This is a genomic window from Streptomyces sp. TP-A0356 (assembly GCF_001417775.1).
Taxonomy (GTDB): Bacteria; Actinomycetota; Actinomycetes; order Streptomycetales; family Streptomycetaceae; genus Streptomyces.
Genome location: NZ_BBZJ01000013.1, coordinates 260,412 through 285,291, shown reverse-complemented (window position 1 = coordinate 285,291; position 24,880 = coordinate 260,412). Strand labels below are relative to the sequence as shown.

Here is a 24,880-nt window from a genome sequence, read left to right as displayed (position 1 = left end):
CGGGCGCTCATAGTGCAAGGACCCCTAAGGCTCCCTAAGCGGCGTCACCGCCGACGATCCCCCGTACCACCCCCAGGGCCACCAGGTCCTGGGGGCGGAGGCGGAGCTGGTGCGCCGTCGCCCGCACCTGGTCGGCGGGGCGCTTGAGGATCGCGGCGGCGAGCTCCGGCGCGATGACGGAGAAGTAGCTGTCCGCCGTGGCCCAGGTGTTGCCGGGCGCGGCCAGGGCGAGGGCCCCGCCGGAGCCGCCCTCGCCGATCACCAGGGTGGTCAGCGGAGCCCGGGCGGTGGCGACCGCGGCGAACAGCTCCGCGATGGCGGCGCCCACGCCCTGCCGCTCGGCCTCGGCGTCGTTGGCGGCGCCCGGCGTGTCCACCAGCGTCAGCACGGGCACGGAGAGGGTGTCCGCCAGATGGATCAGACGGGCGGCCGCACGGTATCCCGCCGGCCGGGTCGCGGTGCCGGTCTGGGCGGCGTACGCGATCGTACGGCCGTCGTGGAGGCCGAATCCGCACAGCATGCCGTCGTCGCTGCCGCCGCGGCGGTCGCCGTTCAGGGCGGCCCGCTCGGTGAAGTACGCGTCCAGGTACGCCCGGGCGCGCGGGCGCCCGGGATCCCGGGCGCGCCGGACGGCGTCCCAGCCGGTGGCGGGGAGGTCCATGGCCGCGAGGGCGGCGGGGACGGGCGCGGGCGCGGGGCGTACCCGGGGGGAGGGCGCGGGCTCGTTGGTGGTGGTGGAGGGTGTGGGCTCGGTGGTGGTGGCCGTCGGCCGGTCAGGGGTGGTGGGCGCGGGGGTCCGCGAGGCCCCCCGTGCCGTTCCGCTCGTCAGCAGCCGCAGCCACAGTCCCAGCGTCTCCCGCAGCTTCTCGGGCCGTACGACGGCGTCGACCGCGCCCGCCGCCAGCTGCGCCTCCGCGGTGTAGGCGGCCGGGTCCGCGTCCGGCGGGCGCACCCGGGAGCCCGCGAAGCCCACCTGGACCCCCGGCAGGGCCAGCACCACGTCGGCGCCCGCGCCCAGCGTGGCCCAGCCGCCGCCGGTCGTCGGGTCGCGCAGGACCGCCAGCTGCGGCAGCCCGGCCGCGCGGGTGAGCGCCGACTGCCGGGCCACGCGCTGGAGCTGGGTCAGCGCGAGCATGCCCTCCTGCATCCGGCTGCCGCCCGTCGCGACGAGCGAGACGAGCGGAAGCCGGTGCTCACGGGCGTACGCGTGCGCCGACTCCAACCGGTCGCCGGTGCGCTCGCCGAGGGAACCGCCCATGAAGCCGAACTCGAACGCGATCAGCACCGCGCGCGTGCCCTCGACGCGCGCGGTGCCGCACACCACCGACTCCTCCTCGCCGGTGCGCGCGGCGGCACGGGCGCGCGAGGCGTCGTAGCCCGGCCACTCCAGCGGGCCGTCCGGCACGGAGGGCCGCGTCCAGTACGGGAGTTCGCGGAAGTCGTCGGTGACCAGGGCGAGGGCCTCCCGCGCGGTCAGGCGCTCAGGCATCGCCCAGGGCCCGCTTCATGATCTTCCCCATGTCGTTGCGGGGCAGGGCGCCGAGATGGCGTACGACGCGCGGGCGCTTGTGCGGGGCGAGACGGCGGGCCACGTGGTCGGCCAGCTCCTCGGCACCGGGCGGGGCCTCGGGATCCGCCGGCACCACCCAGGCGACGATCCGCTCGCCCAGGTCGTCGTCCGGCTCCCCGGTGACGGCGGCCTCCCGCACCCCCGGGTGTTCGAGCAGCGCGTTCTCGATCTCGCCCGCCCCGATCTTGTACCCGCCGCTCTTGATCAGGTCGGTGGCCCTGCGGCCCACGATGCGCAGGTAACCGTCGGACTCGCGCACCGCCATGTCGCCGGTGCGGAACCAGCCGTCGGGGGTGAAGGCGGCAGCCGTGGCATCGGGCCGGTTGAGGTACTCGGTGAACAGGTTCGGGCCGCGGACCTGGATCTCGCCCACCGTCTCGCCGTCGTAGGCGGTGATCGGCGAGCCGTCGTCCTCGACGAGCCGCAACTCGACCCCGGGCAGCGGCACGCCGACCGTGCCGGGGCGCGGCTCCCCGTCCGCGCGCACGCTGGTGTTCATCAGCGTCTCGGTCATTCCGTACCGCTCGATGACCCGGCGCCCGGTCGCGGCGGCGATCCGCTCGTGGTCGTGCACCGGCAGCGCGGCGGACCCGGAGACCAGCAACCGGGCCCCGCCCAGCGCCTTGGCCAGCTCTGGATCGGTGGTCAGGGCCTCGGCGAGGCGGTGGTACATCGTGGGCACGCCGAACAGCATGGTCGCCCCGGCGCCCAGCTCACGGGTCACGCCCTCCGTGCCGAACCGGCCCAGATGGCGTACGGCTCCGCCCCGGCGCAGCGGCCCGAGGACGCCGAGGACCAGCCCGTGCACATGGAACAGCGGCAGCCCGTGCACGAGCACGTCGTCGGCGGTCCACTGCCAGGCGTCCGCGAGCGCGTCGAGCGTGGCGGCCACGGCACGGCGGGGGATGACGGCGCCCTTGGGCGGGCCGGTGGTCCCGGAGGTGTAGACGACGAGGGCGGGTTCCTCGTCGGCGGCCTCGGCGGGCGCGCAGGCGCCCCGGCCGCGCACGTCGACGTCCACACGCTCCAGCTCCGCCACCGGCGCGGGCAGTTCGTCCCCGGGAGCGGCCAGCACCAGCGACGGCGCGCTGTCCGACAGGATGTGCCCCAGCTCGCCCTCCCCGGACCTGGGGTTGAGCGGGACGACGGACACACCGGCGGTCAGTGCGGCCACCACCCCGACGGCGGTCTCCAGGGAGGGCGTGGCCCACAGGGCCACCCTCCCCGCGCCGCCGATCCGCCCGGCGAGCGCACCGGCCGCCGCGGCCAGCTCCGCATACGTCAGGGCCCGCTCACCGAAGCGCAGGGCGGACCGCCGCGCGGCCTCGGGGTCGGTCAGGGCCGGAAAGAGGGAGGGCACGCGGACACTCCTCGCGTCGAAGGACGTACGGACATCAGGACCGTTCCTACCCCTCCCGGGGCCCGGGCGGTAGGGGGGCCCGGTGCAGGGCCCCCGCCCAGCCGGTCGCTCCGGACGGTGGTGGACACAGCTGGTGGACACACTGGTCACCCAGGTCGGCCCCGCGTTGTTAGCCTGCGCGCAGCGCAGTCGTACGGACAGGAGTCCAGTCGTGCCCCGCACCGCCGCCCACGTCGCACTCGTCACCTGCCGCCCCGGTCCTGAGGTCTCGGTCGACCCCGATCTGCCGGGGCTGGTGGCGGAGTTGAGGGCGGCCGGGGCCGCGGCCGACTCCGTGCACTGGGACGACGAGGACGTCGACTGGGCGGCGTACGACCTGGCCGTGATCCGCTCGACCTGGGACTACAGCTGGCGCGCGGCGGAGTTCACCGCCTGGGCCGAGCGGTGCGGCAGGGCCACCCGGCTGGTCAATCCGGCGGACGTCGTGCGCTGGAACACCGACAAGCGCTACCTCGCGGACCTGGCCGCCGCGGGCGTCCCGGTCGTCCCCACGCGCTACCTCGCTCCCGGTGACACCGTCGAGCTGCCCGAGGACCGGGAGTACGTCGTCAAGCCCACCTCCGGCGCGGGCGCCCGGTTCGCCGCCCGGTACACGCCCGGGGAGCACGCCACCGCCGTACGGCAGCTCGCGCGGATGCACGCGGAGGGGTTCACCGCGATGGTGCAGCCCTATGTGCGGGGCATAGACGTCAGCGGGGAGCGGGCGCTGCAGTTCTTCGGCGGGCGGATCCTGCACGCCAGCCGGAAGGGCGCCGTCCTCGCGCCGGGCACACCGTACGACGAGAAGAAGATGGCTCACCCCCGTCTGGAGGCCTGGACCCCGACCCCGGCCGAACTCGCGGTCGCCGAGCGGGCCCTGGCCGCCGTACCCCACACCGGGGAACTGCTCTACGCCCGCGTCGACCTCGTGGACGGCGAAGACGGCCGGCCGTGCGTGATGGAGCTGGAACTGGTCGAACCCAACTTGTTCCTCGGCCTGCACCCGGGATCGGTGCCACGGGTGGTGAAGACGATCCTGGCCGCCGCCCGGCAGCGCTGACGAGCCCCGCCGCGCGGTCACGAGACGCCGCTCGTGTCGCTGACGCCCACCCGCTGCAGCAGCCCCCATGTGAACTCCGCCGCGCACTCGTGGCGTACACCCGACGTGTCCGGGGCCGTGAAGGCCAGGCCCCAGCGGGTGGGGGCCGTGCCCTCCAGCGGCCGGGCCGGGGCGAAGGCGCGGGCCACCTCGTCGACCGTGCAGGACCACGGGGTGAGGTCCTCCAGGGTCTCCAGCTCGGGGGCGGGCGCGCCCGGCGCCCGCACCAGCCACTCGTTCCACACCACCCCGTTCGGCGCCACCAGGACCTCGAAGCGCAGGTCCGGCCAGAGCGGCACCGGCCACCGCAGGGCGTCGCAGGCCAGGTCGCCGATCCGGCGGGGCGTCCGGGACTCGGGCTCGCCCAGGACCGAGCGGTACCGGGAGGCGGCGGAGCGGGCGTGCGGGGAGTGCAGCATGGCCTGCCAGCGGCGGTTCGCCCCGCGCATCTCGGCGATGGAGACGCCCAGCTCACGGCGGGCGTCCTCGACGAGCTCCGGGTTGTGGTCGGCCATGCGGCGCAGCAGGACCAGCTGGAAGTCAAGGGGCGTGAAGGGGCCGGTGGGGCGCTTCGCGGGCGGCATGCGGTCCATCCTCGCGTACGCCACCGACACCGGCCTCGGCACCGGGGCGGCGCCCGTCCGGCAGGAACAGCACCGAGTTGACGTACCGCGGGCCGCGCAGCGGCAGCACCCGGCGCAGCAGCCCGTGCGCGACGACGTACGACCTCCTCGCCTGGTGGGCCTCCAGGAGCCGCGGGTTCAGCGGGAGCCAGGAGCGGGACGGAAGGACCCAGCCCGCGTAGCCGAGGCCCGTGAGGAAGTCGACGACCGGGGCGATCGGCTGGATGCGGGACTCCAGCTCGACGAAGAGGAAGGGGCGGTCGCGCCTCAGGATCCCCCTGGCCCCGCGCAGGACGGCCAGTTCGCCGCCGTCCACGTCGATCTTGATGAAGCCGACGTCGCGCAGCCCCAGCCCGTCGAGGGTGACACAGGGCACCTCCACGGCACGGGCGTGGATGTCCCGGCGGACCAGGGACGACACGCCCCGGTCGCCCTCGTCGCCCGGCGGCAGCCACAGTCGGACCGTGCCGCCGCGGTCGGAGGCCGCCGCCGGGATCACCCGCACGTTGGCCGGGGACGTGGCGGCCAGCAGCCGGGCCAGATGGGGGACCGGTTCGACGGTCACCACCCGGCAGGCCCGTCTGGCCATGCGGCGCGTCCAGGGGCCGTACCAGCCGCCGACGTCCACCGCCGTGCGGCAGCCCGGCGGGCACAGCTCGGCGAGGCGGGCCAGCTCCGGCTCGAAGCGCGGGTACACGAGCCGCGCGGTCGCCGCGACCAGACGGACGGGCAGCAGCCGGGCGAGGCGGGCGGCCGTCGTCGTCACGGCGCCATCCGCTTCAGCAGCCGCTCGTGCTCGTCCTCGCTCACCTGCTCGCCCGAGGTGGGCAGCAACTGCGGGATCCCGTCCACGATCGGGTAACGGCGGTGCAGCCGCGGGTTGTAGAGCGCCTCGGAGGCGTCCTCGGTCAGGAGCAGGCGCAGCGGGCCCTTGTCCAGCGGGCACGCCAGGATCTTCAGCAGCGGGTCGTCGGGGTTCATGGCTCAGTCAACTCCTTGGCGCGGACGGGAGGTCGAGGCGGCGCGGTGTCGTGCTTGGGCATCGTCAGCAGGACCGTGACCGCGAGGGCCGTGCCCGCCAGGCGCAGGGCGAGCCGCAGCGGCTCGTGCGGCAGCGCCTCGCCGAAGGAGAGCGTGCCGAGCACCGCCGTGAACAGACACGTCACCGTGGTGCACACCGGCACGATCAGCGAGGCCCGGCAGCGCTGCAGTGCCGCCTGCGACATGACGAGCCCGAAGCCGCCGGTGAACAGGAGCAGATAGGGATAGGGGGAGCGCAGCGCACCGACCAGTGCGCTCCCGGGCCCGCCGGCGGTCAGGTAACCGGACACGCCCTTGATGGCGAGCGAGCTGACGCCGTACAGCAGCCCCACCGCCACGCCGTACTCGACGCCGGTCGTCGGCATCCGGTGCCGGTGGCGGGCGCGGCGCTCGGCGGCCCCGTACAGCCACACGCCCATCGCCAGGGACGGCACGCAGACCGTGAGGATCAGCGGGTACGGGGCGCTGCGGCTCACGGTGTCGGAGCCCTCCCGCAGCGACAGCACCACCATCAGCAGCGCGAGCAGGATGGCACCGAGCGCGTATCTCTCCCGCCCGGTCGTCTCCTCCCCGAGCAGCCGCGCCGACAGCAGCACCAGCAGCACCAGGCCGGAGACGAAGATGCCCTGGGCGGCGGCGATGGGCAGCGTGCGGTAGACGGCCAGCTGCGCCCCGAACCCGGCGGCCAGCGCCAGCGAACCGCCGATCCACAGGGGGCTGCCCAGGACCAGGCGCAGCAGCCGGGCCGGGCGGCGGAAGTCCACCTCGGGCAGTGCCGCGAGCGCCTTCTTCTCCAGGACGAACCCGGAGCTGTACAGCACGTTCGCCAGCAGGGCCGCGGTCACTCCCCACCACATGGGCTAGGTCCTCCGCGCGTGCAGCAGCAGGATGGAGGCCGCCGACGGCAGCGCGCAGGCCAGGCGGTCCAGCGGGCGCAGCGGCCCCGGTACGCCGTGGAAGGGCGCGCCCTTCAGCGCCACGACCTCGAAACCCGACGCGGCCACCAACTCCCGCAGCGCGCGGGCGGTGCACAGCCGCAGATGTCCTACGACCTCCCTGCCCGGGCGGCCGTGGATAGCACGCAGGCTCACCTCCGAGAAGACGGGCTGGACGCCCGCGAGCAGCAGGGCGCGGTTGTACCAGGCGGCGAGGTTCGGGGTGGAGAGCATGAGGTGGCCCCCGGGCCGCAGGACGCGGCGGATCTCGTCGAGGGCCGAGTCCGGGTCGACGAGGTGCTCGATGACCTCGCTGAACAGGACGGCGTCGGCGGCGCCCGTCCGGAACGGCAGTCCGCCGTCGGTGAGTTCCCCGCGGACCGCGTACGGCAGCCGGGTGTGCGCCCGTCTGAGGGCGTCCTGGGACCAGTCGACGCCGACGATACGGTGCCCGGCGAGGAAGGGGGCCGCGGTGGCGGCCGCGGTGCCGTCGCCGCAGCCGATGTCGAGGACGGTCTTCACCCCGCCGGTGGCCGGGCCGAGGGCGGCGGCCAGCGCACGGGCCTGGCGCACGCTGCGGGGCGTGCCGGAGGCGACCGGGACGGAGGGGTCCTCGTAGAAGTCGCGCAGTCCGCGGCGGGTGGGGGCGGTGGTGGTCACGGGGCCTCCTCGGTCGTGTGCAGGTAGTGCTCGAAGAGGTCGCGCAGATGGGCGCCGTCACCGTGGCCGAGCAGGGCGCGGGACCAGCGCAGGGCGAGATGGAGGCGGCCGGCGGTGGAGGCGGTGGTGACGGTGAGGCCGCGGGGCATCCGGGCGGGCGCCGAGAACCAGACGGCGTGGGCGCGGCCGGCTTCGGGGCCGAAGTCCAGGGGGTAGGGGATGCGGCCGATGTTGCTGAGCAGGGTGGTCGAGGTCCAGGGGGTGGCGGCGCGGCGGAGGGCGCGGGTGACGGCGGCGCGCCAGGCGACGGGCAGGACGGGGGCGGTGAGGAGGGCCGCGCCGTGGCCGAGTTGGGGGCGGGGGAGGGACTTGAGGGCGCGGGTCCGCCGCGCGGTGCGGCGAAGGAGGGCGGGTAGGTCGGTCGGGGTCAACTCGTCCGGTGCGAAGGGGACTTCGACGAGACGGGTGCCGTTGCCGATGGGCATGGTGGTGTCGCGGGGGCGGTCGTCCACGGGCATGGTGATGCGCAGGGGGCGGGGGCGGGCGCCCTGCTCCCTGTTCCAGTGCGCGATGGTCAGGGCGGTGGCGACCATCAGCTGGTCGTTCACCGTGTAGGGGGCGGACCTGGGGCGGCGGGGGAGGGGGAGTTCGGTGACGAGGAGGCCGTTGCCGGGGGTGGGCTCGGGGGCTCCCCGGGCCACCCGGGCGGGCGGGATCCAGGTGGAGGGGGTGTCCTGTGGCTCCTGGACGTTCTCGGGCGGGCGTACTGGGGGCGCGGCGGGGGAGTTGTCCCGGCCGCCGTACAGCTCCGCCGCGGTGGCCAGGATGCGCAGGCAGGCCGGGCCGTCCAGGGCCGTGTGGTTGACGGTGAGGACGAGGACCGTGCCCTCGCCCGCGACCGCGGGACCCGCCACCACCTCCAGGCGCACCGGCGGGGACAGGGTCAGGGGCGGAGCCTGGGACAGTGACCTCGTCCGCGCGTTCCGCAGGGCGTCCTTGCCCGGGGCCGGGAAGCTCACCACCTCCACCTCCGGGCCGGGGGTCAGCTCCCATGCGTAGCGGCGGCTGTACCAGTGGCCCGGAGCCTGGCGCATCAGGATGCGGGGATGGTGGTGCAGGGCCTGGGTGAACGCCGTGCGCAGACGGGCCGGATGGAGGCGGCCGGGGAGGTGGACCTCGATGTGGACCGTCTCCGGCTCCTCCTTCTGGAGGCAGTGCCGGGACACCTCGTCCACCACCGGGAACGGGATCCGCTCCGGGTGGCTGCGTATCGGATGCTCCACGGTGGTCATGTGGTCGTGCCTCCCCCGGTGTGGTGGGCGTCCTTCTCCCCGCCGTGCTCCTCCGGCGGTGTGGCCCGCAGCCTCGGCCGGCGGAACGGCGGGTGCGCCGTCGGTGGTTCGGGCTCCGGGCGGCCGGGACCGCGCGCCGAGATCGTGGCGCCCGAGATCGTGGCGCCCGAGGCCGGTTCGTCCGAGGCCGGTTCGTCCGAGGCCGGTTCGGGCGCCGGAGCCTCGGGCGGCTTCTCGCCGAGGCCGAGGGGGCTCGATCCCGGCCGTCGTCGCGGCAGTGGCTCCGTCGGCGCCTCCGCGGCGGCGGGCGGCCCGCCGACCCCGTCCGACGCGCCCCCGGGCACCGGTCCCGTCGGCCCCTCTGCGCTCACCAGCCCCGCGAACAGACCGATCAGCGCCAGGAGTTGGGCCGTCCGCCCGAACGCGCCCTCGCTCGCAGCCGTCGGCGCCCCCGCTCCCGTAGCCGCCGCGATCCCCGCCCCCATGAGCGCGAGGAACGCGATCGGCACGAGCAGGGTGTGCCGCTTCCGGGCCACCAGCGCCAGCAGCGGGACCAGGAGCGCGAACGGCCCCGCGATCACGGCACCGACCAGCGTCAGTGCCACCGTGCCGAGCCAGATCCCGCCGCCCGGCGGCATCGGCGAGGGCCCGTCCGGGTTCGGGGAGCGGCGCCGCCACAGCACGAAGAACGCGAGCACCGCCACCGCGGCCCCGCCGCCGATCAGCCCGGCCTGGTACGTCGTCGCGGGCGCGTACGACAGCTTGACCGTGCCGCCCGCCCCGGCCGGGATCCGCCAGCCCTGCTGCCAGCCGTCGAGCCGTACCGGAGTGAGCTTCCTGCCGTTCAGCGTGGCTTCCCAGCCCTTGTTGTAGTTCTCGTACGTCGTCAGGTACGAGGCCGCGCCCGAGCCGACCGTCACCTCGCGACGGTCGCCCAGCCAGTCGACGATCCGCAGCTCACGGCCGGCGGCCCCCGGCTCGGTGACCGTGCCCCGGGTCAGCGTCACGTCCGTCACCGTCAGCGGACCGGCGTCGCCCGCCTCCACCCGGTGGGTGCCCGGGCCGAGGTCCAGGGAGGTGTCCGCCCGGTTCCGTCGGCACAGCGTCAGGTCGATCCTCCGCCGCTCGACCAGGTCCCGTACCGTCCCCTTCGCGCTCGTCGCGTACAGCTGTCCGTCGACCGCCAGCGCCGGGCCCTGCCCGCACGGCAGCGAGAACGTCCGGGTGGCCGACGGCTGGGGCGTGCGGTACTGCTCCAGGGCCGGGATGTACGCCTCCGTGAGGCCGACCGGCAGTTGCAGGTCGTCGTCCGCGACCGGGTTGTGGACGGTCACCGGTGCCGTCTCCACGATCGTGATGTCCAGATGGTCGGTGGTGATCGGGTCGAAGCGGACCCAGCCGTTCTCGTCGACCCCGGCGACCGTCGCGCCGTCCGGGGAGCTGATCTCCACCTTCGTGGGGCGGCTCGACAGACCGCCCGCGGGAGCCAGCACGATCGAGCCCACCGGCTGCTTGTCCGGCCAGCCGAGATGGATCGTCGGCCGGTCCCCGGCGATCCACGCCGTGGTCAGGTCACCGTCGGTGAGGTTGCGCGCCGACAGGCCGGGGCCCAGGTCCGCCGTGGAGTCCGCCGTCGCGGTGATGCGGCTGCGCTGGTCGGGCGCCACCTGGTACAGCAGCTTGTCGAGCGCCTCGCCCGCGACCGGCACCGCGCTCGCCCTCACCTCGTACGTCCCCGCCGCCGCGGTGGAGAAGAGCCGGTGCAGGCCCGCCTCCGTGCCCGTCGGGGAGAGCCCGGTGGGGTCGGCGGCCCGGTGCAGCGAGACGATCTGGGCACTCGCCTCGGTCTGGTCGGCATCGGTCGGCAGCCGCAGAAGGCGGGTCACCTGGACGCCGGGGATCTTGATCTCCGAGAAGCCCGCACCCGTCAGTCCCGGCTTCCGCGCCACCGAGTCGAGGATCGTGATCTTCAGCCAGGTCGTCCTGCCCGGGCGGGCCTTGACCGTCTGTGTCATGCCGTTCGGCCGGAGCCGGCCGGTGACCGAGCCCTGCGCGGTCTCCACCCGGACCCGGGTGGCCGCCGAGCGCGCCCCTCCCTGCGGCAGCGGTGTCACCGTGAAGGACGACGGCATGTCCAGGGACCCCGTGAACACGATCCGCAGCCACTGCCCGTCCGCCGAACCCGGTGCGCCCACCGCCCAGGCCGTGTCCGGGTTGCCGTCGAAGGCGTTCACCGGGTCGTACTGGGGCAGGTGGAAGAGCCAGTTGCCGCTGGAGGACGCCGTCACCGAGCGGGCGCCGCGCAGTTCCGCGACCGTCTGATGCTCAAGTCCCGTCAACGGCAGGATCTGGTGCGGCTGTCTGCCCGCGTCCTGGACGCTGCCGGGGGCGTTCCTCTCGTCGCGTGTGTAGGTGTACGAGGTGTTGGCGTCGACCAGGCCGAATCGGGTGTCGGCGCGCCGCAGTCCGTCGCCCACGATCTGCACCCCGGAGGTGCCGAGCCCGGGGTGGTCGCCGGTGAGCACGGCGGCCCGGCCGCGTACGGCCGGGTCGGCGGCGAGCGGCAGCAACGCCTCCGGGCCGCCGGAGACGACGGCGGTGCCGGCGACCGGCATCAGCCGGGCCTGCCCCGGCCGCGGTACGTCCTTGCTCACCGGCTCGTAGATCTCCACGGCCCGGAGGCGCGGATAGAGGCCCTCGATCTGCAGGGGGGTGCCGTGCGCGATCCGGCCGCCGGTCATGACCGGTCCGAAGCCGGTCACGCGCTGGTACCCGGACTGCTCCAGCGTGCGCTTCACGGTGGTGGTCGGTACGTACCCGATCTGGCCGGGGTCGAGGTCGTTGCGGACGACGACGTAGTACAGCCCGGCCCGGCCGAGGTAGTCGGCGAGCCCCGGGACCTCGCCGCCGGTCGTCAGCGCCTGCTCGACCGCGTCCATCGCTCGCCGGTTGCCCGCGGTGCCGAAGGGTACGTAGTCACGCTCGGCCCAGCGGGAGCCGGCGAGCACGTCGAGGGGCTCGTCGACGGGGGAGCCCCAGGTGTAGAGGCCGTGCGCGGTCGCCGGCACGACGAGGGCACGGGAGTCGGGGGAGTACTTCCCCAGCCAGTCGGCGGTGGTCCGCCAGTACGCCGGGAGCCGCTGGAAGGAACCAGGCTGGAGGATCGAGCCGTTCAGGTACGGCCAGGCGAGCCCGGGCAGGACCAGGACCGCCGCGATGAGCGGGGCGAAGCGGCGGCCGCGGAGCGGGCGGGCGCCGCGGGGCTCGGCGGCGACGCCCACGACATGCGCGAGACCCAGGACCAGCGCGAGCGCCGATCCCGTCTGGAACTTGTAGATGTTGCGGAAGGGGGACAGCGGGCCGTCCAGCCACCCCTGCACGGTGCCGTGGAAGGGCGCGCCGAACGCGCCGCCGTATCCGGCCAGCGTGACGGTCGCGACGACCAGCACGGTCAGCACCAGCCAGCGCCGCTCCGGCATGTCCCGTCTCGCGAGACCCGCGAGGCCCAGCCCCGCCCCGAGCGCCGAGCACACGACGACGACCACCGAGGACACCACGGTCCAGCCCGCGGGCAGCCAGGCCTGGCCGAAGTGGAGGTAGGCCACCCAGTTCCCGGCGCCGCGCAGCGACTCGGTCGCCGACATGGTCGCCGTCGTGGTCTGCGCGTTCTCCACGTACGGAAGGAAGTTCTCCCCGTAGACGCCGAGCAGCAGCAGCGGGATCACCCACCAGGCGGTCGCCAGGACCACGCCGAGCACCCACCAGCCGATCAGCTTGCGCTGCCGTGGTCCGCGCGGGCGGGACAGCAGATACAGGCCGGCCGGGAGCAGGGACGCCAGGGTCGAGGCCGCGTTGACCCCGCCCATGAACGGCACGACCAGCGCCGAGCGGAAGGCGGCGACACGGGCGCCGTACCGCTCGTCCGTCAGTGGCAGCAGCACCCAGGGCAGGAAGGCGCCCGGCAGCGCGGCGGCCGACGTCGAGCCGACGACGATCGTGAACACCGGCCACAGCGCGTACGCCACCGCGCCGAGCAGCCGGGACGCGGGGGTTCCGACGCGCAGCCGCTCGGCCAGCCTGAGCGCGCCCCAGAAGGCGACCGACACGATCAGCGACATCCACAGCCGCTCCGCGAGCCACACCGGCAGCTGGATCAGCCGGGCCGACCCGTAGTACGGCAGCATCGGCCAGAGGTAGCCGGCGTACTGGTCCTGGAGGCCACCGAAGCCGCCCCGGTCGTGCCACAACTGGCCGAGGCCGGACAGGAACTGCCCGGGGTCGACGGTGACGCCGAGCTTGGTGTCGAAGGTCTGGCGCCCTGGATGCACGGCCAGGAACAGCACCGACACCACGGCCCAGAACCCCAGCAGCCAGCGCCGCGAGCGCGGGCCCTCCGGCGGGCCCGAGGTCGCCGCGGTGGTGCGGACGGCTGCCGGGGGAGGGGCCTGGACCGTGGTCATGGGGGACACCGCCGGAGGATGAGAAGGAGGTTCCAGGTGGCGAACTCGCGCAGCCCCGGCGCCTTGGCGACGGCGGACGCGAGGAACGGCCAGTAGCGGGAGCGGGCCGAGACGACCGTGACGTCGTCGCGGGCGCGCACCTGCCGCAGGGTGGGGCCGACGTGCACGGCGAAGAGGTTCTCGCCGAGGATGTGCTTGGCGGGCTTCCCCGTGCGGCGGAGGTAGCGGGCCCGGGCCCGCTCGGCGCCCAGGTAGTGCCAGGGCGCCCACTCGTGACCGCCCCAGGGGGAGAGCCAGTTGGTGAACGACACGTAGATCAGTCCGCCGGGCCTGGTCACCCGAACCAGCTCGCTGAGGAAGGTCCCCGGATCGGCCACGTGCTCCAGCACGTTGGAGGAGAAGGTGACATCGGCGGTGCCATCCGCCAGGGGCAGCAGATAGCCGTCGGCGACGACCGCTCCGGGGGGCGGCTTCGGGCCCAGCTCCCGCACGTCCGGTTCGAAGAGGTACGCGTGCGCGCCGCGCCGCTGGAACTCCTCGGTGAAGTACCCGCCACCGCCGCCGACGTCCACGACCGTGCGCTCGCGTACCGGGCCGTCGTACGCCTCCACCTGGTCGGCGGCGTCGCGGGCGAGGAGCGAGTAGCAGCCGACGGGGTCGTCCTGCTCGTGCCGGAAGGCACGGAAGAGGGTGAGTGAGCGGCGTATGGAGGGGTCCTTCACGGCGCGAGGCCCCTGACCGCCTCCGCCGCCACCGCCTGGAAACGGCGGACCGTACGGTCCCAGCGGTAGCGTGCCCCGTGCCCGCGGGCCGCCTCGCCCATGAGCCGGCGGCGGTCGTTGCTCAGCGCGAGGGTGCACCAGGCGGCCGCGAAGGACGACTCCCCGCGTGCCAGCACCCCCGTCTCACCGTCCACGACCGAGTCCCTGAGGCCGGGCACGTCGAAGGCGATCGCCGGGGTCTGGCGGACGGCCGCCTCCGTCACCACCAGGCCCCAGCCCTCGACCGCGGAGGGGTGCAGCAGGATCCAGGCGGCGCACAGCAGCCGGTGCTTCTCGGCCTCCGGGACATGGCCCGCGAACCGCACGCCGGGACCGGCGAGTTGTTCCAGCCGCTCCCGTTCGGGGCCGTCGCCGATGATCACCAGGCGCCCGCCGGTGACCGGACGGACCCGCTCCCACAGCCGCAGCAGCAGATCGATCCGCTTGTACTCGACGAGCCGTCCCATCGCCACGAACAGCGGCTCGGGGGCCTTCGCGGCGAGCGGCCCCGGCTCCTCGACGCCGTTGTGCACGACCCGGATCCGCTCGTGTTCGACGCCGATCGCGCCCAGCGCGTGCGCGGTCGACGGGGAGACGGCGACCACCAGGTTGTGGCGCTGCGCACCGGACAGGGCCCAGTGCTCCAGTCTTCGGCCGATCCGCGCGGCGGGCGCCAGCGGCCCGCCGAACCGCATCCGCCACAGGTCCGTGTGGACGTGGTTGACCAGGCACAGGGTCGGGCCGTCGTGCCACAGCGGGGTGAGGTACGGCATGCCGTTGCACACCTCGACCAGCAGGTCGCAGTCGCCGATCTGACGCTGGAAGGCGGGCCGGGCGCGCAGATAGTGGCCCAGGTCGCCGCCCGCGGAGACGACCCGGTAGTCGCGGTACGAGGCCGGGCCCCCGCACAGCAGGGTGACCTGGTGGCCGAGGCGGGTGAGGCCGTGGGCGAGGCGGTCGACCAGCAGTTCGGAGCCGCCCGCCGCCGGGTTGCCGAGGTCACGGCGGGCCAGGAAGACGATGCGGCGCGGCTGTGGGGGGAGCGCCTGGGGGTGCTGCGCGGCACGCGGGAGGGCGGCGCGCAGCGAGGACGGTACGTGCTGGGGCATGGGTGCTCCAACTCGTCTCGGGGTGCGGAACTCAGCGTGGGGGGGAGGGCGCGATGCGGATCGGCCGTCCGGCCGGTGCGTGCGGTGCGCGGCCCCCGGCCGGTGCGGGAGGCGGCCGGGGCCCGCGGTGCGCGGTCGGTCGGTACGGATGGTGCGGGGGTCGGGGTGGGGCGGGTGATCCGTTCGGTGCTCGCGGTGCGGTCTCGCGTGGGGGGTCTGAGCTCTTGCTGTCACGCCGGTGTGGGCAGGCTGTGCTCGGGTGGGGTTGGACAGTTTTCGCCCAGCGGTCCGCCCGGGGCTACTCACGGGGGTGACAATTTCCGGGCCTTTTGGAGCTGACGCCTCATCACATCGTGCGTCCGGTGCCGGGACGATTCGGAAGTTCCGGGCTCCGGCCGCCCTCGTACCAGCAGAACGGTGCCCGCCGCCGCGAGGATGAATCCGGTCACGGCGGCGCCGATCGGCAGGGTCCCCCCCACCAGCCGCAGCCGGCCGCTCTCCTGCCGTGCCTGCCTGACCTGGTCCTTCTGCGTGGCCGTGGTGAAGGCGATCTTCCGGCTGTCGAGCAGGACCACCGCGTCCTTCTTCGCGCCCGGCGCGCGCAGCGTACGGCGCGGACCGACCTGGGCGTAGATCACCCGCCCGGTGCGCTGGTCGACGACGAGTTCGATGCCGTGGTTGGCGTACCACTCCTCGGCCAGCACCTGGCTGCTGCCGGGCCGCCCGACGAGCGCGCCGGGCACCAGCCGCGTGCCGACCCTGGCCGGGGCGACCGTGCCGGTGAAGCGGTAGCCCGTGTATCCCTGGATGCCGCGGGTGCCGCCGTAGTGCAGCGTGACCGTGGAGCCGAGGGAGTTGTCCCACCACTGGTAGGCGTGTCGGCCCACGTCGAAGGGGAACTTCAGATACGCGTCGCCCTCGAAGTAGGGCTTCTCGTGGCAGCAGTGCACCGGCTTGTTCGTGGTGCGGTTCGTGACCCAGCGGCCCGGCACGAACTCCAGCGCGTCATGCGGGTCGGCGGCCGGCAGCGACTTGTCGGTGTCCACCGTGGTGGTCACGTCCCAGACGGCGTTCCCGCTGCGCTCGCTGTCGGTGACGTCACCGCGCACCCGCTGGGTCACGGTGATGCGCTGACCGGAGACGGTCTGGACCTTGTCCGTGGCGAAGACGCTGCCGGTGCCGGTGTACACGGCCGTGGTGTCGATGTCGATCGGATTGACGGCGGCCCGCGGTGTCACGTACCAGGCGAGCAGCGGGGCCAGCACCAGCAGGAAGGTGCCGAGACCCAGCGGGACCAGCGAGAACGGTGGGACTCTACGGCGCATCCGGGCACTCCAGTGGCGTGGGCGGCTCGACTCACGGGGCGGTGCGGGTGGGCCGACACCGAGGGGGATGGTGCGCGTGCGGTCTGGGCCGGGAACCGTAGGCCCCCCTTGACGGAGTGTCAATGCGTTGCCGAGACTGGGCACTTGCCGGTGGGGGCCGGCAGGCAGGGACCGCGTGACGCCCGACCACGTCCGCGCGGGGTGCCGGGGTGGGGACTACCTCGACAGAGAGGCTGACCCCGCGATGTCCAGAATTCTCGCCGCCGTACTCACCATGACGGCCGCGGCCCTGCTCGCCGTGGGAGCCGCGCTCGGCATCGTCGCGGCACTGGAGGCGACCCCGAAGCAGCCCGACACACCGCTGATCACGTACCAGAACGCCGGCCAGGAGCGCTGAGCCGTGACCGCCCGCCCGGGGACCGTCACGGCCCGCTCCGCCTGGCGTGACGTGCCCCGCGCCCAGGTGGGGGAGTTCGCGGCGCTGGCGATGGCCGAGGCGCCGGCGCTCGCCGAGGAGATACTGCGCGAGATACGCCGTGAGTACCCGCATCTGCCGGAGGTGCTCGACGACTCCGGCGAACCCATGGCGCTGGTCGGGATCCGCCGTGCCATCGAGGTCTTCGTCCAGCACCTGGAGTCGGCCGAGGGCGGCCCGCGGGTGCACCCCGAGGTCTTCCAGGAGTTCGGGCGGGGCGAGGGCCTGGAGGGCCGCAGCCTCGACTCCCTGCAGGCGATCTACCGGCTGGGCGTCCGGCTCGCCTGGCGGCGCTTCGCGGACATCGGACAGCGGGTGGACATCCCGCCACCGGCGATGTACGAGCTCGTCGACGCCGGATACGAATACCTGGACGGCCTCGTCGACCAGTCCGTGCGCGGCTACGCCGAGGCGGCGGCCCGGCGGGCGGGCGAGCGGCTGAGGCTGCAGCGGCGGCTGATGGAACTGCTGCTGGCCGAGCACCACCGGGGCGACCCCGCGGACGCGCTCGCCGAGCGGGCGGCGCGGGTGGGGTGGCCGCTGCCCGGCAAGGTCGCCGTGGGAGTGCTGCTGCGCCCGGCCCGGGAGGCCGTGGCGCCGGCGGTCGGGCAGGGCGTGCTCCTCGACATGGAGTACGAGCGGCCGCACATGGTCGTACCGGAGCCGGACGCGGCGGGCCGGCCCGAACTGCTGCACAGGGCGCTGAGCGGATGGGCCGGGGCGATCGGGCCGCCGGTGCCGCTGGCCGACGCGGCGAAGTCGCTGCGCTGGGCCGAGGCCGCCGTAGGCCTGATGGAGCGGGGACTGCTGCCCGGCGGGGAGGTGCTGCACTGCACCGAGCACACGGAGGCGCTGGTGCTGCTGCAGCCGGAGGAGCTGATCGACGACCTGGCGCTGCGCTGTCTGGCGCCGCTGGCCCACTGCGGGCCCACCCATGCGCGCCGGCTCGCGGAAACGCTGCTGGCCTGGCTGGAGACCCGGGGCGGAGCCCCGGAGGTGGCCGCCCGGCTGGGCGTGCACCCCCAGACCGTCCGTTACCGTCTGCGCCAGATCCGGGAGCTGTGGGGGGACGAGATAGACGACCCGGACCGCCGCTTCGAACTGGAACTGGTGCTGCGCGCCCAGCGCCTGCGAGGTGAGCTGAGAGACCCCGCAACCCGGCGCCGGTGACGGACCGCACCGCACGCCTGGCACGACCATTGCCCGGCCAAGCCCACTATGACTAGCCTGTGTTCGTCATGCCGATCGCCAGTTGAGATTTCGAACATAGAGAGGGGGCCGGTCGTGGGGCGCCTCGTACCTGCCGTGACCCGGGCTCTCGACATCCTGGAGCTCTTCCTCGACGGGGACGGGACACTCTCCGCCCCCGACATCGTGCGCAGGCTCCAGCTGCCGCGCACCACCGTGCACGAGCTGGTCACCACGCTCGCGGCACGGTCGTACATCGTCCAGGTGCCGGGGCAGCCGGGACGCTACCGGCTCGGCGTGCGCCCGTACCAGCTCGGCAGCCGCTACGCCGAACAGCTGGATCTCGCCGCCGAGGGCCAGCAGGTCGCCCGGTCCGTCGCCGAGACCTGCGACGAGACGGTCCATGTGGCCATCCTGGAGGGCACCGACGTCATCTACATCGCCAAGGTCGACTCCACGCACGCGGTGCGCATGGTGTCGGCGGCCGGCCGCAGGCTGCCCGCCCACTGCACCTCCGTCGGCAAGATGCTGCTCGCGTCCCTTCCCGAGCCGGAGCTGGCCTCCCGCATCCCGGACGGCGCCGAGCTCGTCGCGATGACCCCCAACAGCATCACCGACCCGGCGGCCCTGCGCGAGACCCTGGCCGAGATCCGCTCCCGCGGCATCGCCGTGGAGAGCCGCGAGTCCAACCCCGACGTCAGCTGTGTCGCCGCCCCGGTGCGCGACCGCACCGGGCAGGTCGTCGCCGCGCTCTCCATCTCCGTGCCGATGATCCGCTGGAGCGACGAGCGCCGAGCCGAGCTGGAGCGGCTCGCCGTGAAGGGCGCGGCCGAACTCTCCGAGCGGCTCGGCCACCGGAGCGCCGCATGACGGGGTACGAGGTCGCCGTACGGGCGCAGGCGACGCTCGGCGAGGGGCCCACGTGGGACGCCGAGGCCGGGCGGCTGATCTGGGTCGACATCCTGGGCTCCCGGGTGCACACGTACGACCCCGCCTCCGGAGGCCGCACCGTCATGGCGACCGAGCAGCACGTGGGCGCCGCCAAGCCGCGCGCCGGCGGCGGCCTGGTGGTCAACCTCCGCGACGGCGTGGGCCTGTACGGCCCACGCGGCGGCGACTTCCGCTGGCTGCACCGCGAGCCGGTCCCCGGCCGCCGCGCCAATGACGCCGCCGTGGCCCCGGACGGGTCGCTGTGGGCGGGCACCATGCGCTACGACGAGGCGCCGGGCGGCGGCACCCTGTCCCGGATCACTCCGGACGGCACGGTCCGCGCCGTGCTGGACGGCGTCGCCGTCAGCAACGGCACGGGCTGGAGCCCCGACGGCCGGCTGCTGTACTACATCGACTCGCCGACCCGGCGGGTCGACGTCCTCGACGTCGGGGACGACGGGATCCCGGTCGGCCGGCGCCCGCTGGCCCACATCAGCCGCGGCTTCCCGGACGGGCTCGCCGTCGACGCCGACGGCTGCGTCTGGGTCGCCCTGTGGGACGGCGGCGCGGTCCACCGCTACACGCCGTCCGGCGACCTGGACCGCGTCCTCGACCTGCCGGTGCGCCGCCCCACCGCCTGCGCGTTCGGCGGCGCGGACCTGGCCGACCTGTACATCACCACGGCCCGTACGGGGCTGGACGCGCCGCATCCGCTCGCCGGCTCGGTGCTCGTCGTCCCCGGCGCCGGAAAGGGCCTGGCGCAGCCCGCGTTCGCGGGCTGACCCCGCCGTCCTGTGTGCACAGCCCGCCGTCCCGCCACTCCTCCCTGCGAGGACCCCATGGCCCGCTGTGCCCGCTTCACCCTCGACCCCGCCTTCACCGTCGGCGAGGTCAACCCCCGGCTCTTCGGATCCTTCGTCGAGCACCTCGGCCGTTGTGTCTACACGGGCATCTTCGAACCCGGCCATCCCTCGGCCGACGAGGCGGCCCTGCGCACGGACGTGCTGGAGCTGGTCCGCGAACCCGGCGTCACCACGGTCCGCTACCCGGGCGGCAACTTCGTCTCCGGCTACAGGTGGGAGGACTCGGTGGGGAAGGCGGAGACCGTCGCCGCGGCCTCGTCGACAGCCGGCGCGGCGGCAACGGCGGCTACCGGCCGGCCCGTCCTGGGAGAGCCCGTGGTCCCGGGTCGCTGTCAGGAGCGGTCCCCGCTCATCATGGCGACCAGGTTCGGCACGGCGTCGGGACCGAAGAGGAGGTCCAGGTTCTCGGCCGACTGGGTGGCGGCGTCCTCGGCGCGTGGGAACAGCGCCTCTTCGTAGGCTGCCAGGGCCGTCTCGGGGGCGCCGGGGTGGGCGGCGAGCGCCGTCGCCAGTTCCGCGCCGTCCTGCAGGGCCGCGTTGGCGCCCTCGCCCGCGAAGGGGGACATCAGATGGGCCGCGTCGCCGAGGAGGGTCACGCCCGGGGTGCGGTCCCAGCGGTGACCGACCGGGAGGGCGTGGATCAAGCGGGGGGTGAGTGCGCCGTCCGCGTCGGCGATCAGCGCGCGCAGACGGGCGTCCCAGCCCTCGAACCGCGTCAGCAGGGTGTTCTTCGCGCCTTCCGTGTCCGTGAGGTCGACGCCCGACAGCCAGTCCTCGGGTGCCTTGACGGCCGCGTACGCGTGGATCGAGCCGTCCGTCTCCAGGTGGGTGAGGAGTCCCACGCCGTCGGCGAGCGCGAACGCCATCCCGCCGCCGAGGAGTTCGGCCGTCGCGGGATGCCGCACGGCCGCCCGGTGCAGGTCCGTCTCGACGAAGGAGATGCCGCTGTAGGCGGGAACGGCCGGGGAGAGCAGCGGGCGGATCCGCGACCAGGCGCCGTCCGCGCCGATCAGGAGGTCCGTGCTGAACGCCGTGCCGTCCCCGAGTGTCACCTCGTGGCGTCCGTCGCCCAGGGAGCGCGCGCCGGTCACCTTCGCGCCCCAGCGGACCGTGCCCTCGGGCAGCGAGTCCAGCAGGATGCGGCGCAGGTCGTTGCGGTCGACCTCGGGGCGGCCGCCCTCCTCGACGTCCTTGAGGCGGACCGTGCCGTCCGGGTCCAGGACGCGTACCTCCTCGCCGCCCGGATGGACGATCGCGCGGAACTCCTCGAAGAGCCCGGCGGCCCGCAGCGCGCTCTGTCCCGACTCCTCGTGGATGTCGAGCATGCCGCCCTGGTGCCGGGAGGTGGGTGAGGCGTCGCGCTCGTAGACGGCCGCCTCGATGCCGTGGACGTGCAGCACACGGGCCGCGACGAGTCCGCCGAGACCGGCGCCGACGACGGCTATGGGGTGGTGGGCGGGGGAGGCGGTCATGGGGGGTGTGGCGGTCATGGTGGTCTCCTCAGGGAGTACGCGGGGTGGTGGGCGGCTCGGGTGCCGCCTGGATGCCACTGATCAGCACCTGGAAGCCCCAGGTCAGGCGTGCCTCGCCGGTTCCGGCCAGCAGGACGGCGCCGAGCGCGGCGATCTGTGGGTGCCGGTCCGGTGAGGCGTCCAGCAGGGCCCGGGTCAACGCGTCCCAGTCGTCCTGTGCCTCGGGAGTCTCGCCCCGGGTGGAATGCTCGGCCGCGCTCGCGGTCGCGAACTGCAGCAGCAGGTCGAGGCCCCAGGAGGCCTGCTCGGGCGTGAGCCCGCCCTCGGCGAGCAGCGCGAGGATCGCCTCCACGAGCTCCAGGTAGTTCTCCCCGGAGGGACGGGCCGCCAGGGCCGCCCGGGCCAGCGCGGGATGCTCGAAGAGCACCTCGACGTACGACGTCAGCAGCCGGATGAGCCGTTCGCGCCAGTCGCCGGAGGCGTCGGCGGGGGACAGGTCGACCTCGCCGAGCAGCCGGTCGAGCACGGCCGCGTGCAGCTCCGCCGTGTTGCGGACGTAGACGTACAGGGAGGCCGGACCCGTGTCGAGCTCCTGCGCCAGGCGTCGCATGGTGACCCGGTCCAGTCCTTCGGTACGCATCAGCCCGACCGCCGTGTCCACGATCCCGTCCCGGGTCAGGGCGGGCTTGGCGGGCCGTTCGCGGCGGCTGCGGGGAGCTGGGGAGTGCGCTGTCATGCCCTCACCGTAGCGAACATGTTCGTTACGAACAATGTTCGCCACGAACATGTTCGCGCGCCCGTGGACCCCCGGGCCCCCGGACGAAGGCGGCCGGAGTGAACGGAAGGACCCGCGCCCGTCATCCGGACGCGGGTCCTTCCCGCAGATCGACCGTCGCGCGACCGTCAGTAGGCGCTGTTGACGTTGTCGATCGAGCCGTAGCGGTGGTACGCGTAGTTGCACGCGGCGGTGATGTTGGCGACGGGGTCGTAGATGTTCGACGAGGTGCCCGGCACGTGGTACGCGTTGAACGTCGGCTGGATCACCTGCAGCAGGCCGATGGAGGGGTGGCCGGCGGCGGCGTTGGAGTCCCAGTTGTTGATGGCGTTCGGGTTGCCCGAGGACTCACGCATGATGTTGCGGTGGATGCCGCTGTAGCTGCCCGGGATGCCGTTCTGCGCCATGATCGCCAGCGACTGTCTGATCCAGCCGTCCAGGTTGTTGGCGTAGGTCTGGCCGCCGGCGGGCGGCGCGGCGGGCGCGGGCGAGGCGGCGGGCGCCGACGCCGCGGCGGGCGCGGGCGAGGCGGCGGCCGGGGACGACCCGGCGGGCAGGGTCAGGACCTGACCCGGCTGGAGCGTGTAGGGGCTGGAGAGGTGGTTGGCCGACGCGATGGCCTGCCAGCCGCCGGGCACGTGGAGGGTGCGGGCGATCGAGGCGAGGTGGTCGCCGGGCTGGACGGTGTAGGTGGCCGTACCGGCGGACTGGGCCTTGGTGGCGGTGACGGCCGGAGCGGCGCTGGCGGCCTGGGCCGTGCCCAGCGCGACCGTGCAGGCCAGGGCGAACGTGCCGACGGTGACGGCGCCACCGGCGTAGAAGCGGCGCGCCCGGGAGGAGCGTTTGGCGGCGTGAAGGGGCATGGTGCGGTCCTTTTCCGGGAAATTCATCGCCCGCAGTTGCCGGTTCCCTCGACAAACAGCACCGCATTTCGATTGCGGTGCCCTGCGGCGGGGACATTCTTAGCCGCCGGGAATAACGCGACAATTACCGTTCTTACTATGCGGGCTAGTTTTTCTCCGGAGGCCGACCGAGGGTCGGTCGCGGGAAAACTGGAAGTTAAGGACCGTTTAAAGCACTAAGGCGCTTCGTAAGTGAATTGCGTCACGCACTTCGGGAAAAGAGGCCCAATGGCGGGAATAGCGACTTAGCGAGGTTTTCGGATTTTCCCGAGCAAATCAGACATAACAGGGCGACCGGCCCGTGTGGGCCGGTTCCGCTCAGCCGACCTGGTTGTACATGGCGCCCGCCGCCGGCCAGCCCGTGGGTTCGGGGACCGGGTCCGGCTGGGTGCGGCCGCGGACCTGGGCCGCCGTGAGGCCGCCCGCGGCGGGCGTCCCGCGGCGGTTCTGCGCGGCTGCCGCCAGTCCGGGCATGCCCGTCTGCGGGACCGGCTGCAGCCCGGCGGCGGGCGCCGGGGCGATGCCCGGCGGCATCGCGGGGAACGGGGGAGCCACGGGCGTGGCGGCCGCCGCCGGTGCCGGCATCGGGGCGGGGGCCGGGGCCGGCATCGGAGCGGGCGCCGGGGGCGGCATGGGGGCGGGGAACGGCGTCGCCGGGGCGGGAGCCGGCGCGGGCGCCGGGGCCGAGCCCGGGGCCAGCGGCATCGCCGCGGCCTGGGAGGCCAGCTCCCGCATGCCCGCCCCGTTGGTCTCGCTGACGAGCCGGTCCACTGCCGCCGTACCCGAGCTGTAGCTGGTCCCGGTGCCCAGCTCGGATACGGCGGCTCCCCTCCTGGTCCCGTAGAGCACCTGCTCCAGGGCGGACACCAGGCGACGCACGTCCACCTGGGGGCGCACCACGAGTCTCAGGAAGCGGCTGGATGAACCGATCTTGTTGCCGCACTCGCGGACCAGGATCCGGTGCTCGGTGAGCAGCCGGTCCCGGACCACGGTGCCCTCGGCGCCCAGGGGGAGGCGCACGAAGAGGAAGTTGCCCTGGGACGGATAGACCGTCAGGCCGGGCAGCTGGGAGAGCTGGCGGGCCATGTCCAGACGGTCCCGGCGGATCTGGTACAGGCTCTCCATGTACTCGGCACCGTGCTCCTTCAGCATGAACACCACGTGCTCGGCGAAGGAGTTGAGGTTCCACTTCGGCAGCATCGAGCGGACCCTGCCCGCGAGCGCGGGATTCGCGACCAGATAGCCGAAGCGTATTCCGTGCAGGCCGAAGTTCTTGCCGAGGCTGCGCAGCACGATGACGTTGGGCCGCATCACCGCGTCCTGCACGACACTGGGCTCGTTCTCCGCGTCGGCGAATTCCAGGAATGACTCGTCGATCACCACGAGATCGAGATCGGCCATCGCGTCCATGAACTGCACGAGCGTCTGCCGGTGCACGAATCCGCCGTCGGGGTTGTTCGGGTTGCAGACGACTGCGACACGGGTGCCGCGCTTGCGGATGAACTCGGCGTACTGGGCCAGGTCCAGGGCGAACCCGCTGGACTCCTGGAGCGGGAACATGTCGACACGCTTGCCGGTCTCCATGGGCTGGTCGGTCCAGCGGCCGAAGGTGGGGACGGGGACGGCGAGGGACTCGCGGACCAGCAGGTGGTCGATCCAGGTGATCAGCTCGGTCGAGCCGTTGCCCATGGCCACGCACTGCGGCGGCAGCTGGAGCAGGTTGCACAGCTCGGCCGTGATCGTCTCGGCGCTGCTCGGGTAGTAGGTGACGATCTCGCGCAGCCGGCCCGCCATCGCGTCGAACATGGCGGGCGTGGGGAAGTACGGGTTGCAGGGGATGCAGAAGTCCACCGGGCCGACGCCGTCGCTCTCACGTGTCAGCGCGGCCATCGAAGGGCTGTGCGCTGCCGTGCTGCGGAAGAGCGAGGTGACGTTGTCTGCCAAGGGAACCTCCGTCTGCGGGCGGCCCGTGCGGGGGAACACGGGCCACCCACTCATACG

At 73.9% G+C, this 24,880-nt stretch carries 21 protein-coding genes and 1 pseudogene; 6 read left to right on the top strand and 16 right to left on the bottom strand.

What is annotated here, in order from left to right; all coding sequences use genetic code 11:
• Positions 1-34 precede the first annotated feature (34 nt).
• Positions 35-1,489 (bottom strand): carboxyl transferase domain-containing protein, encoded by a 1,455-nt coding sequence (locus tag ASC56_RS04625; RefSeq protein WP_055489889.1) that lies wholly within the window; start codon positions 1,487-1,489, stop codon positions 35-37.
• The gene (locus ASC56_RS04620) at positions 1,482-2,930 is read right to left on the bottom strand and encodes an acyl-CoA synthetase (RefSeq protein WP_055489888.1); all 1,449 of its coding nucleotides are present in this window, start codon (positions 2,928-2,930) and stop codon (positions 1,482-1,484) included. The genes ASC56_RS04625 and ASC56_RS04620 overlap by 8 nt, the downstream gene beginning before the upstream one ends.
• 211 nt (positions 2,931-3,141) lie before the next feature.
• On the opposite strand from ASC56_RS04620, the gene ASC56_RS04615 reads away from it, so the two are divergent.
• Entirely contained in the window at positions 3,142-4,029 is an 888-nt protein-coding gene (locus tag ASC56_RS04615; protein ID WP_055489887.1) for a RimK family alpha-L-glutamate ligase, read from the top strand.
• 17 nt (positions 4,030-4,046) lie between these two features.
• On the opposite strand, the gene ASC56_RS04610 is transcribed toward ASC56_RS04615, so the two are convergent.
• From ASC56_RS04610 to ASC56_RS04565, 10 genes are all read right to left on the bottom strand, one after another.
• Positions 4,047-4,661 carry a hypothetical protein gene (locus tag ASC56_RS04610; RefSeq protein ID WP_055489886.1) on the bottom strand — a complete coding sequence of 205 codons (615 nt, stop codon included), beginning with the start codon at positions 4,659-4,661 and terminating at the stop codon, positions 4,047-4,049.
• Positions 4,609-5,457 (bottom strand): FkbM family methyltransferase, encoded by an 849-nt coding sequence (locus ASC56_RS04605; protein WP_055489885.1) that lies wholly within the window; start codon positions 5,455-5,457, stop codon positions 4,609-4,611. The genes ASC56_RS04610 and ASC56_RS04605 overlap by 53 nt, the downstream gene beginning before the upstream one ends.
• Positions 5,454-5,672 carry a Trm112 family protein gene (locus ASC56_RS04600; RefSeq protein WP_055489884.1) on the bottom strand — a complete coding sequence of 73 codons (219 nt, stop codon included), beginning with the start codon at positions 5,670-5,672 and terminating at the stop codon, positions 5,454-5,456. The genes ASC56_RS04605 and ASC56_RS04600 overlap by 4 nt, the downstream gene beginning before the upstream one ends.
• Positions 5,669-6,577, bottom strand: a complete 909-nt coding sequence (locus tag ASC56_RS04595; protein ID WP_055490167.1) for a hypothetical protein — start codon at positions 6,575-6,577, stop codon at positions 5,669-5,671. Before ASC56_RS04595 ends, ASC56_RS04600 begins: the two co-directional genes overlap by 4 nt.
• A 15-nt stretch (positions 6,578-6,592) precedes the next feature.
• Positions 6,593-7,327 (bottom strand): bifunctional 2-polyprenyl-6-hydroxyphenol methylase/3-demethylubiquinol 3-O-methyltransferase UbiG, encoded by a 735-nt coding sequence (locus tag ASC56_RS04590; protein ID WP_055489883.1) that lies wholly within the window; start codon positions 7,325-7,327, stop codon positions 6,593-6,595.
• Positions 7,324-8,619 carry a condensation protein gene (locus ASC56_RS04585; RefSeq protein WP_055489882.1) on the bottom strand — a complete coding sequence of 432 codons (1,296 nt, stop codon included), beginning with the start codon at positions 8,617-8,619 and terminating at the stop codon, positions 7,324-7,326. The genes ASC56_RS04590 and ASC56_RS04585 overlap by 4 nt, the downstream gene beginning before the upstream one ends.
• A complete protein-coding gene (locus tag ASC56_RS04580; RefSeq protein ID WP_055489881.1) occupies positions 8,616-13,079 on the bottom strand; it encodes an alpha-(1->3)-arabinofuranosyltransferase in 4,464 nt (1,487 codons plus the stop codon). The genes ASC56_RS04585 and ASC56_RS04580 overlap by 4 nt, the downstream gene beginning before the upstream one ends.
• On the bottom strand, positions 13,076-13,801 hold the full coding sequence (locus ASC56_RS04575; protein WP_055489880.1) for a class I SAM-dependent methyltransferase: 726 nt from the start codon (positions 13,799-13,801) through the stop codon (positions 13,076-13,078). Before ASC56_RS04575 ends, ASC56_RS04580 begins: the two co-directional genes overlap by 4 nt.
• Entirely contained in the window at positions 13,798-14,949 is a 1,152-nt protein-coding gene (locus ASC56_RS04570) for a glycosyltransferase family 4 protein (protein ID WP_055489879.1), read from the bottom strand. Before ASC56_RS04570 ends, ASC56_RS04575 begins: the two co-directional genes overlap by 4 nt.
• Before the next feature lie 302 nt (positions 14,950-15,251).
• Positions 15,252-16,274, bottom strand: a complete 1,023-nt coding sequence (locus ASC56_RS04565; RefSeq protein WP_079102287.1) for a DUF3068 domain-containing protein — start codon at positions 16,272-16,274, stop codon at positions 15,252-15,254.
• A gap of 244 nt (positions 16,275-16,518) precedes the next feature.
• Between ASC56_RS04565 and ASC56_RS41070 the strand changes: the two genes are divergently transcribed.
• The 5 genes and pseudogenes from ASC56_RS41070 to ASC56_RS37565 form a co-directional block, all read left to right on the top strand.
• Complete coding sequence (locus ASC56_RS41070) at positions 16,519-16,671, top strand: hypothetical protein (RefSeq protein WP_199835900.1); 153 nt, start codon at positions 16,519-16,521, stop codon at positions 16,669-16,671.
• A 3-nt stretch (positions 16,672-16,674) separates the two neighbouring features.
• Positions 16,675-17,919, top strand: coding sequence for a helix-turn-helix domain-containing protein (locus ASC56_RS04560; protein ID WP_055489878.1), 1,245 nt, complete (start codon positions 16,675-16,677; stop codon positions 17,917-17,919).
• A 114-nt stretch (positions 17,920-18,033) separates the two neighbouring features.
• A complete protein-coding gene (locus ASC56_RS04555; RefSeq protein WP_055489877.1) occupies positions 18,034-18,807 on the top strand; it encodes an IclR family transcriptional regulator in 774 nt (257 codons plus the stop codon).
• On the top strand, positions 18,804-19,649 hold the full coding sequence (locus ASC56_RS04550) for an SMP-30/gluconolactonase/LRE family protein (protein WP_055489876.1): 846 nt from the start codon (positions 18,804-18,806) through the stop codon (positions 19,647-19,649). The genes ASC56_RS04555 and ASC56_RS04550 overlap by 4 nt, the downstream gene beginning before the upstream one ends.
• A 57-nt stretch (positions 19,650-19,706) precedes the next feature.
• Positions 19,707-19,970, top strand: a pseudogene (locus ASC56_RS37565) (alpha-N-arabinofuranosidase); the annotation flags it as partial.
• Positions 19,971-20,062: 92 nt separating this feature from the next.
• On the opposite strand, the gene ASC56_RS04545 reads toward ASC56_RS37565, so the two are convergent.
• The 4 genes from ASC56_RS04545 to ASC56_RS04530 form a co-directional block, all read right to left on the bottom strand.
• The gene (locus ASC56_RS04545; protein ID WP_234376845.1) at positions 20,063-21,220 is read right to left on the bottom strand and encodes an NAD(P)/FAD-dependent oxidoreductase; all 1,158 of its coding nucleotides are present in this window, start codon (positions 21,218-21,220) and stop codon (positions 20,063-20,065) included.
• 10 nt (positions 21,221-21,230) lie between these two features.
• On the bottom strand, positions 21,231-21,938 hold the full coding sequence (locus tag ASC56_RS04540) for a TetR/AcrR family transcriptional regulator (protein ID WP_055489874.1): 708 nt from the start codon (positions 21,936-21,938) through the stop codon (positions 21,231-21,233).
• Between the two features lie 167 nt (positions 21,939-22,105).
• The gene (locus tag ASC56_RS04535; RefSeq protein WP_055490166.1) at positions 22,106-22,840 is read right to left on the bottom strand and encodes a LysM peptidoglycan-binding domain-containing protein; all 735 of its coding nucleotides are present in this window, start codon (positions 22,838-22,840) and stop codon (positions 22,106-22,108) included.
• Positions 22,841-23,197: 357 nt separating this feature from the next.
• Positions 23,198-24,823 carry a histidinol-phosphate transaminase gene (locus ASC56_RS04530; RefSeq protein ID WP_055489873.1) on the bottom strand — a complete coding sequence of 542 codons (1,626 nt, stop codon included), beginning with the start codon at positions 24,821-24,823 and terminating at the stop codon, positions 23,198-23,200.
• Positions 24,824-24,880: the final 57 nt, after the last annotated feature.

Coding starts and splice junctions, on each gene's coding strand:
- ASC56_RS04550 (WP_055489876.1), top strand. CDS start 18,804: ATGACGGGGTACGAGGTCGCCGTACGGGCGCAGGCGACGCTCGGCGAG.
- ASC56_RS04600 (WP_055489884.1), bottom strand. CDS start 5,672: ATGAACCCCGACGACCCGCTGCTGAAGATCCTGGCGTGCCCGCTGGAC.
- ASC56_RS04585 (WP_055489882.1), bottom strand. CDS start 8,619: ATGACCACCGTGGAGCATCCGATACGCAGCCACCCGGAGCGGATCCCG.
- ASC56_RS04580 (WP_055489881.1), bottom strand. CDS start 13,079: ATGACCACGGTCCAGGCCCCTCCCCCGGCAGCCGTCCGCACCACCGCG.
- ASC56_RS41070 (WP_199835900.1), top strand. CDS start 16,519: ATGTCCAGAATTCTCGCCGCCGTACTCACCATGACGGCCGCGGCCCTG.
- ASC56_RS04540 (WP_055489874.1), bottom strand. CDS start 21,938: ATGACAGCGCACTCCCCAGCTCCCCGCAGCCGCCGCGAACGGCCCGCC.
- ASC56_RS04610 (WP_055489886.1), bottom strand. CDS start 4,661: ATGGACCGCATGCCGCCCGCGAAGCGCCCCACCGGCCCCTTCACGCCC.
- ASC56_RS04535 (WP_055490166.1), bottom strand. CDS start 22,840: ATGCCCCTTCACGCCGCCAAACGCTCCTCCCGGGCGCGCCGCTTCTAC.
- ASC56_RS04545 (WP_234376845.1), bottom strand. CDS start 21,220: ATGACCGCCACACCCCCCATGACCGCCTCCCCCGCCCACCACCCCATA.
- ASC56_RS04625 (WP_055489889.1), bottom strand. CDS start 1,489: ATGCCTGAGCGCCTGACCGCGCGGGAGGCCCTCGCCCTGGTCACCGAC.
- ASC56_RS04565 (WP_079102287.1), bottom strand. CDS start 16,274: ATGCGCCGTAGAGTCCCACCGTTCTCGCTGGTCCCGCTGGGTCTCGGC.
- ASC56_RS04570 (WP_055489879.1), bottom strand. CDS start 14,949: ATGCCCCAGCACGTACCGTCCTCGCTGCGCGCCGCCCTCCCGCGTGCC.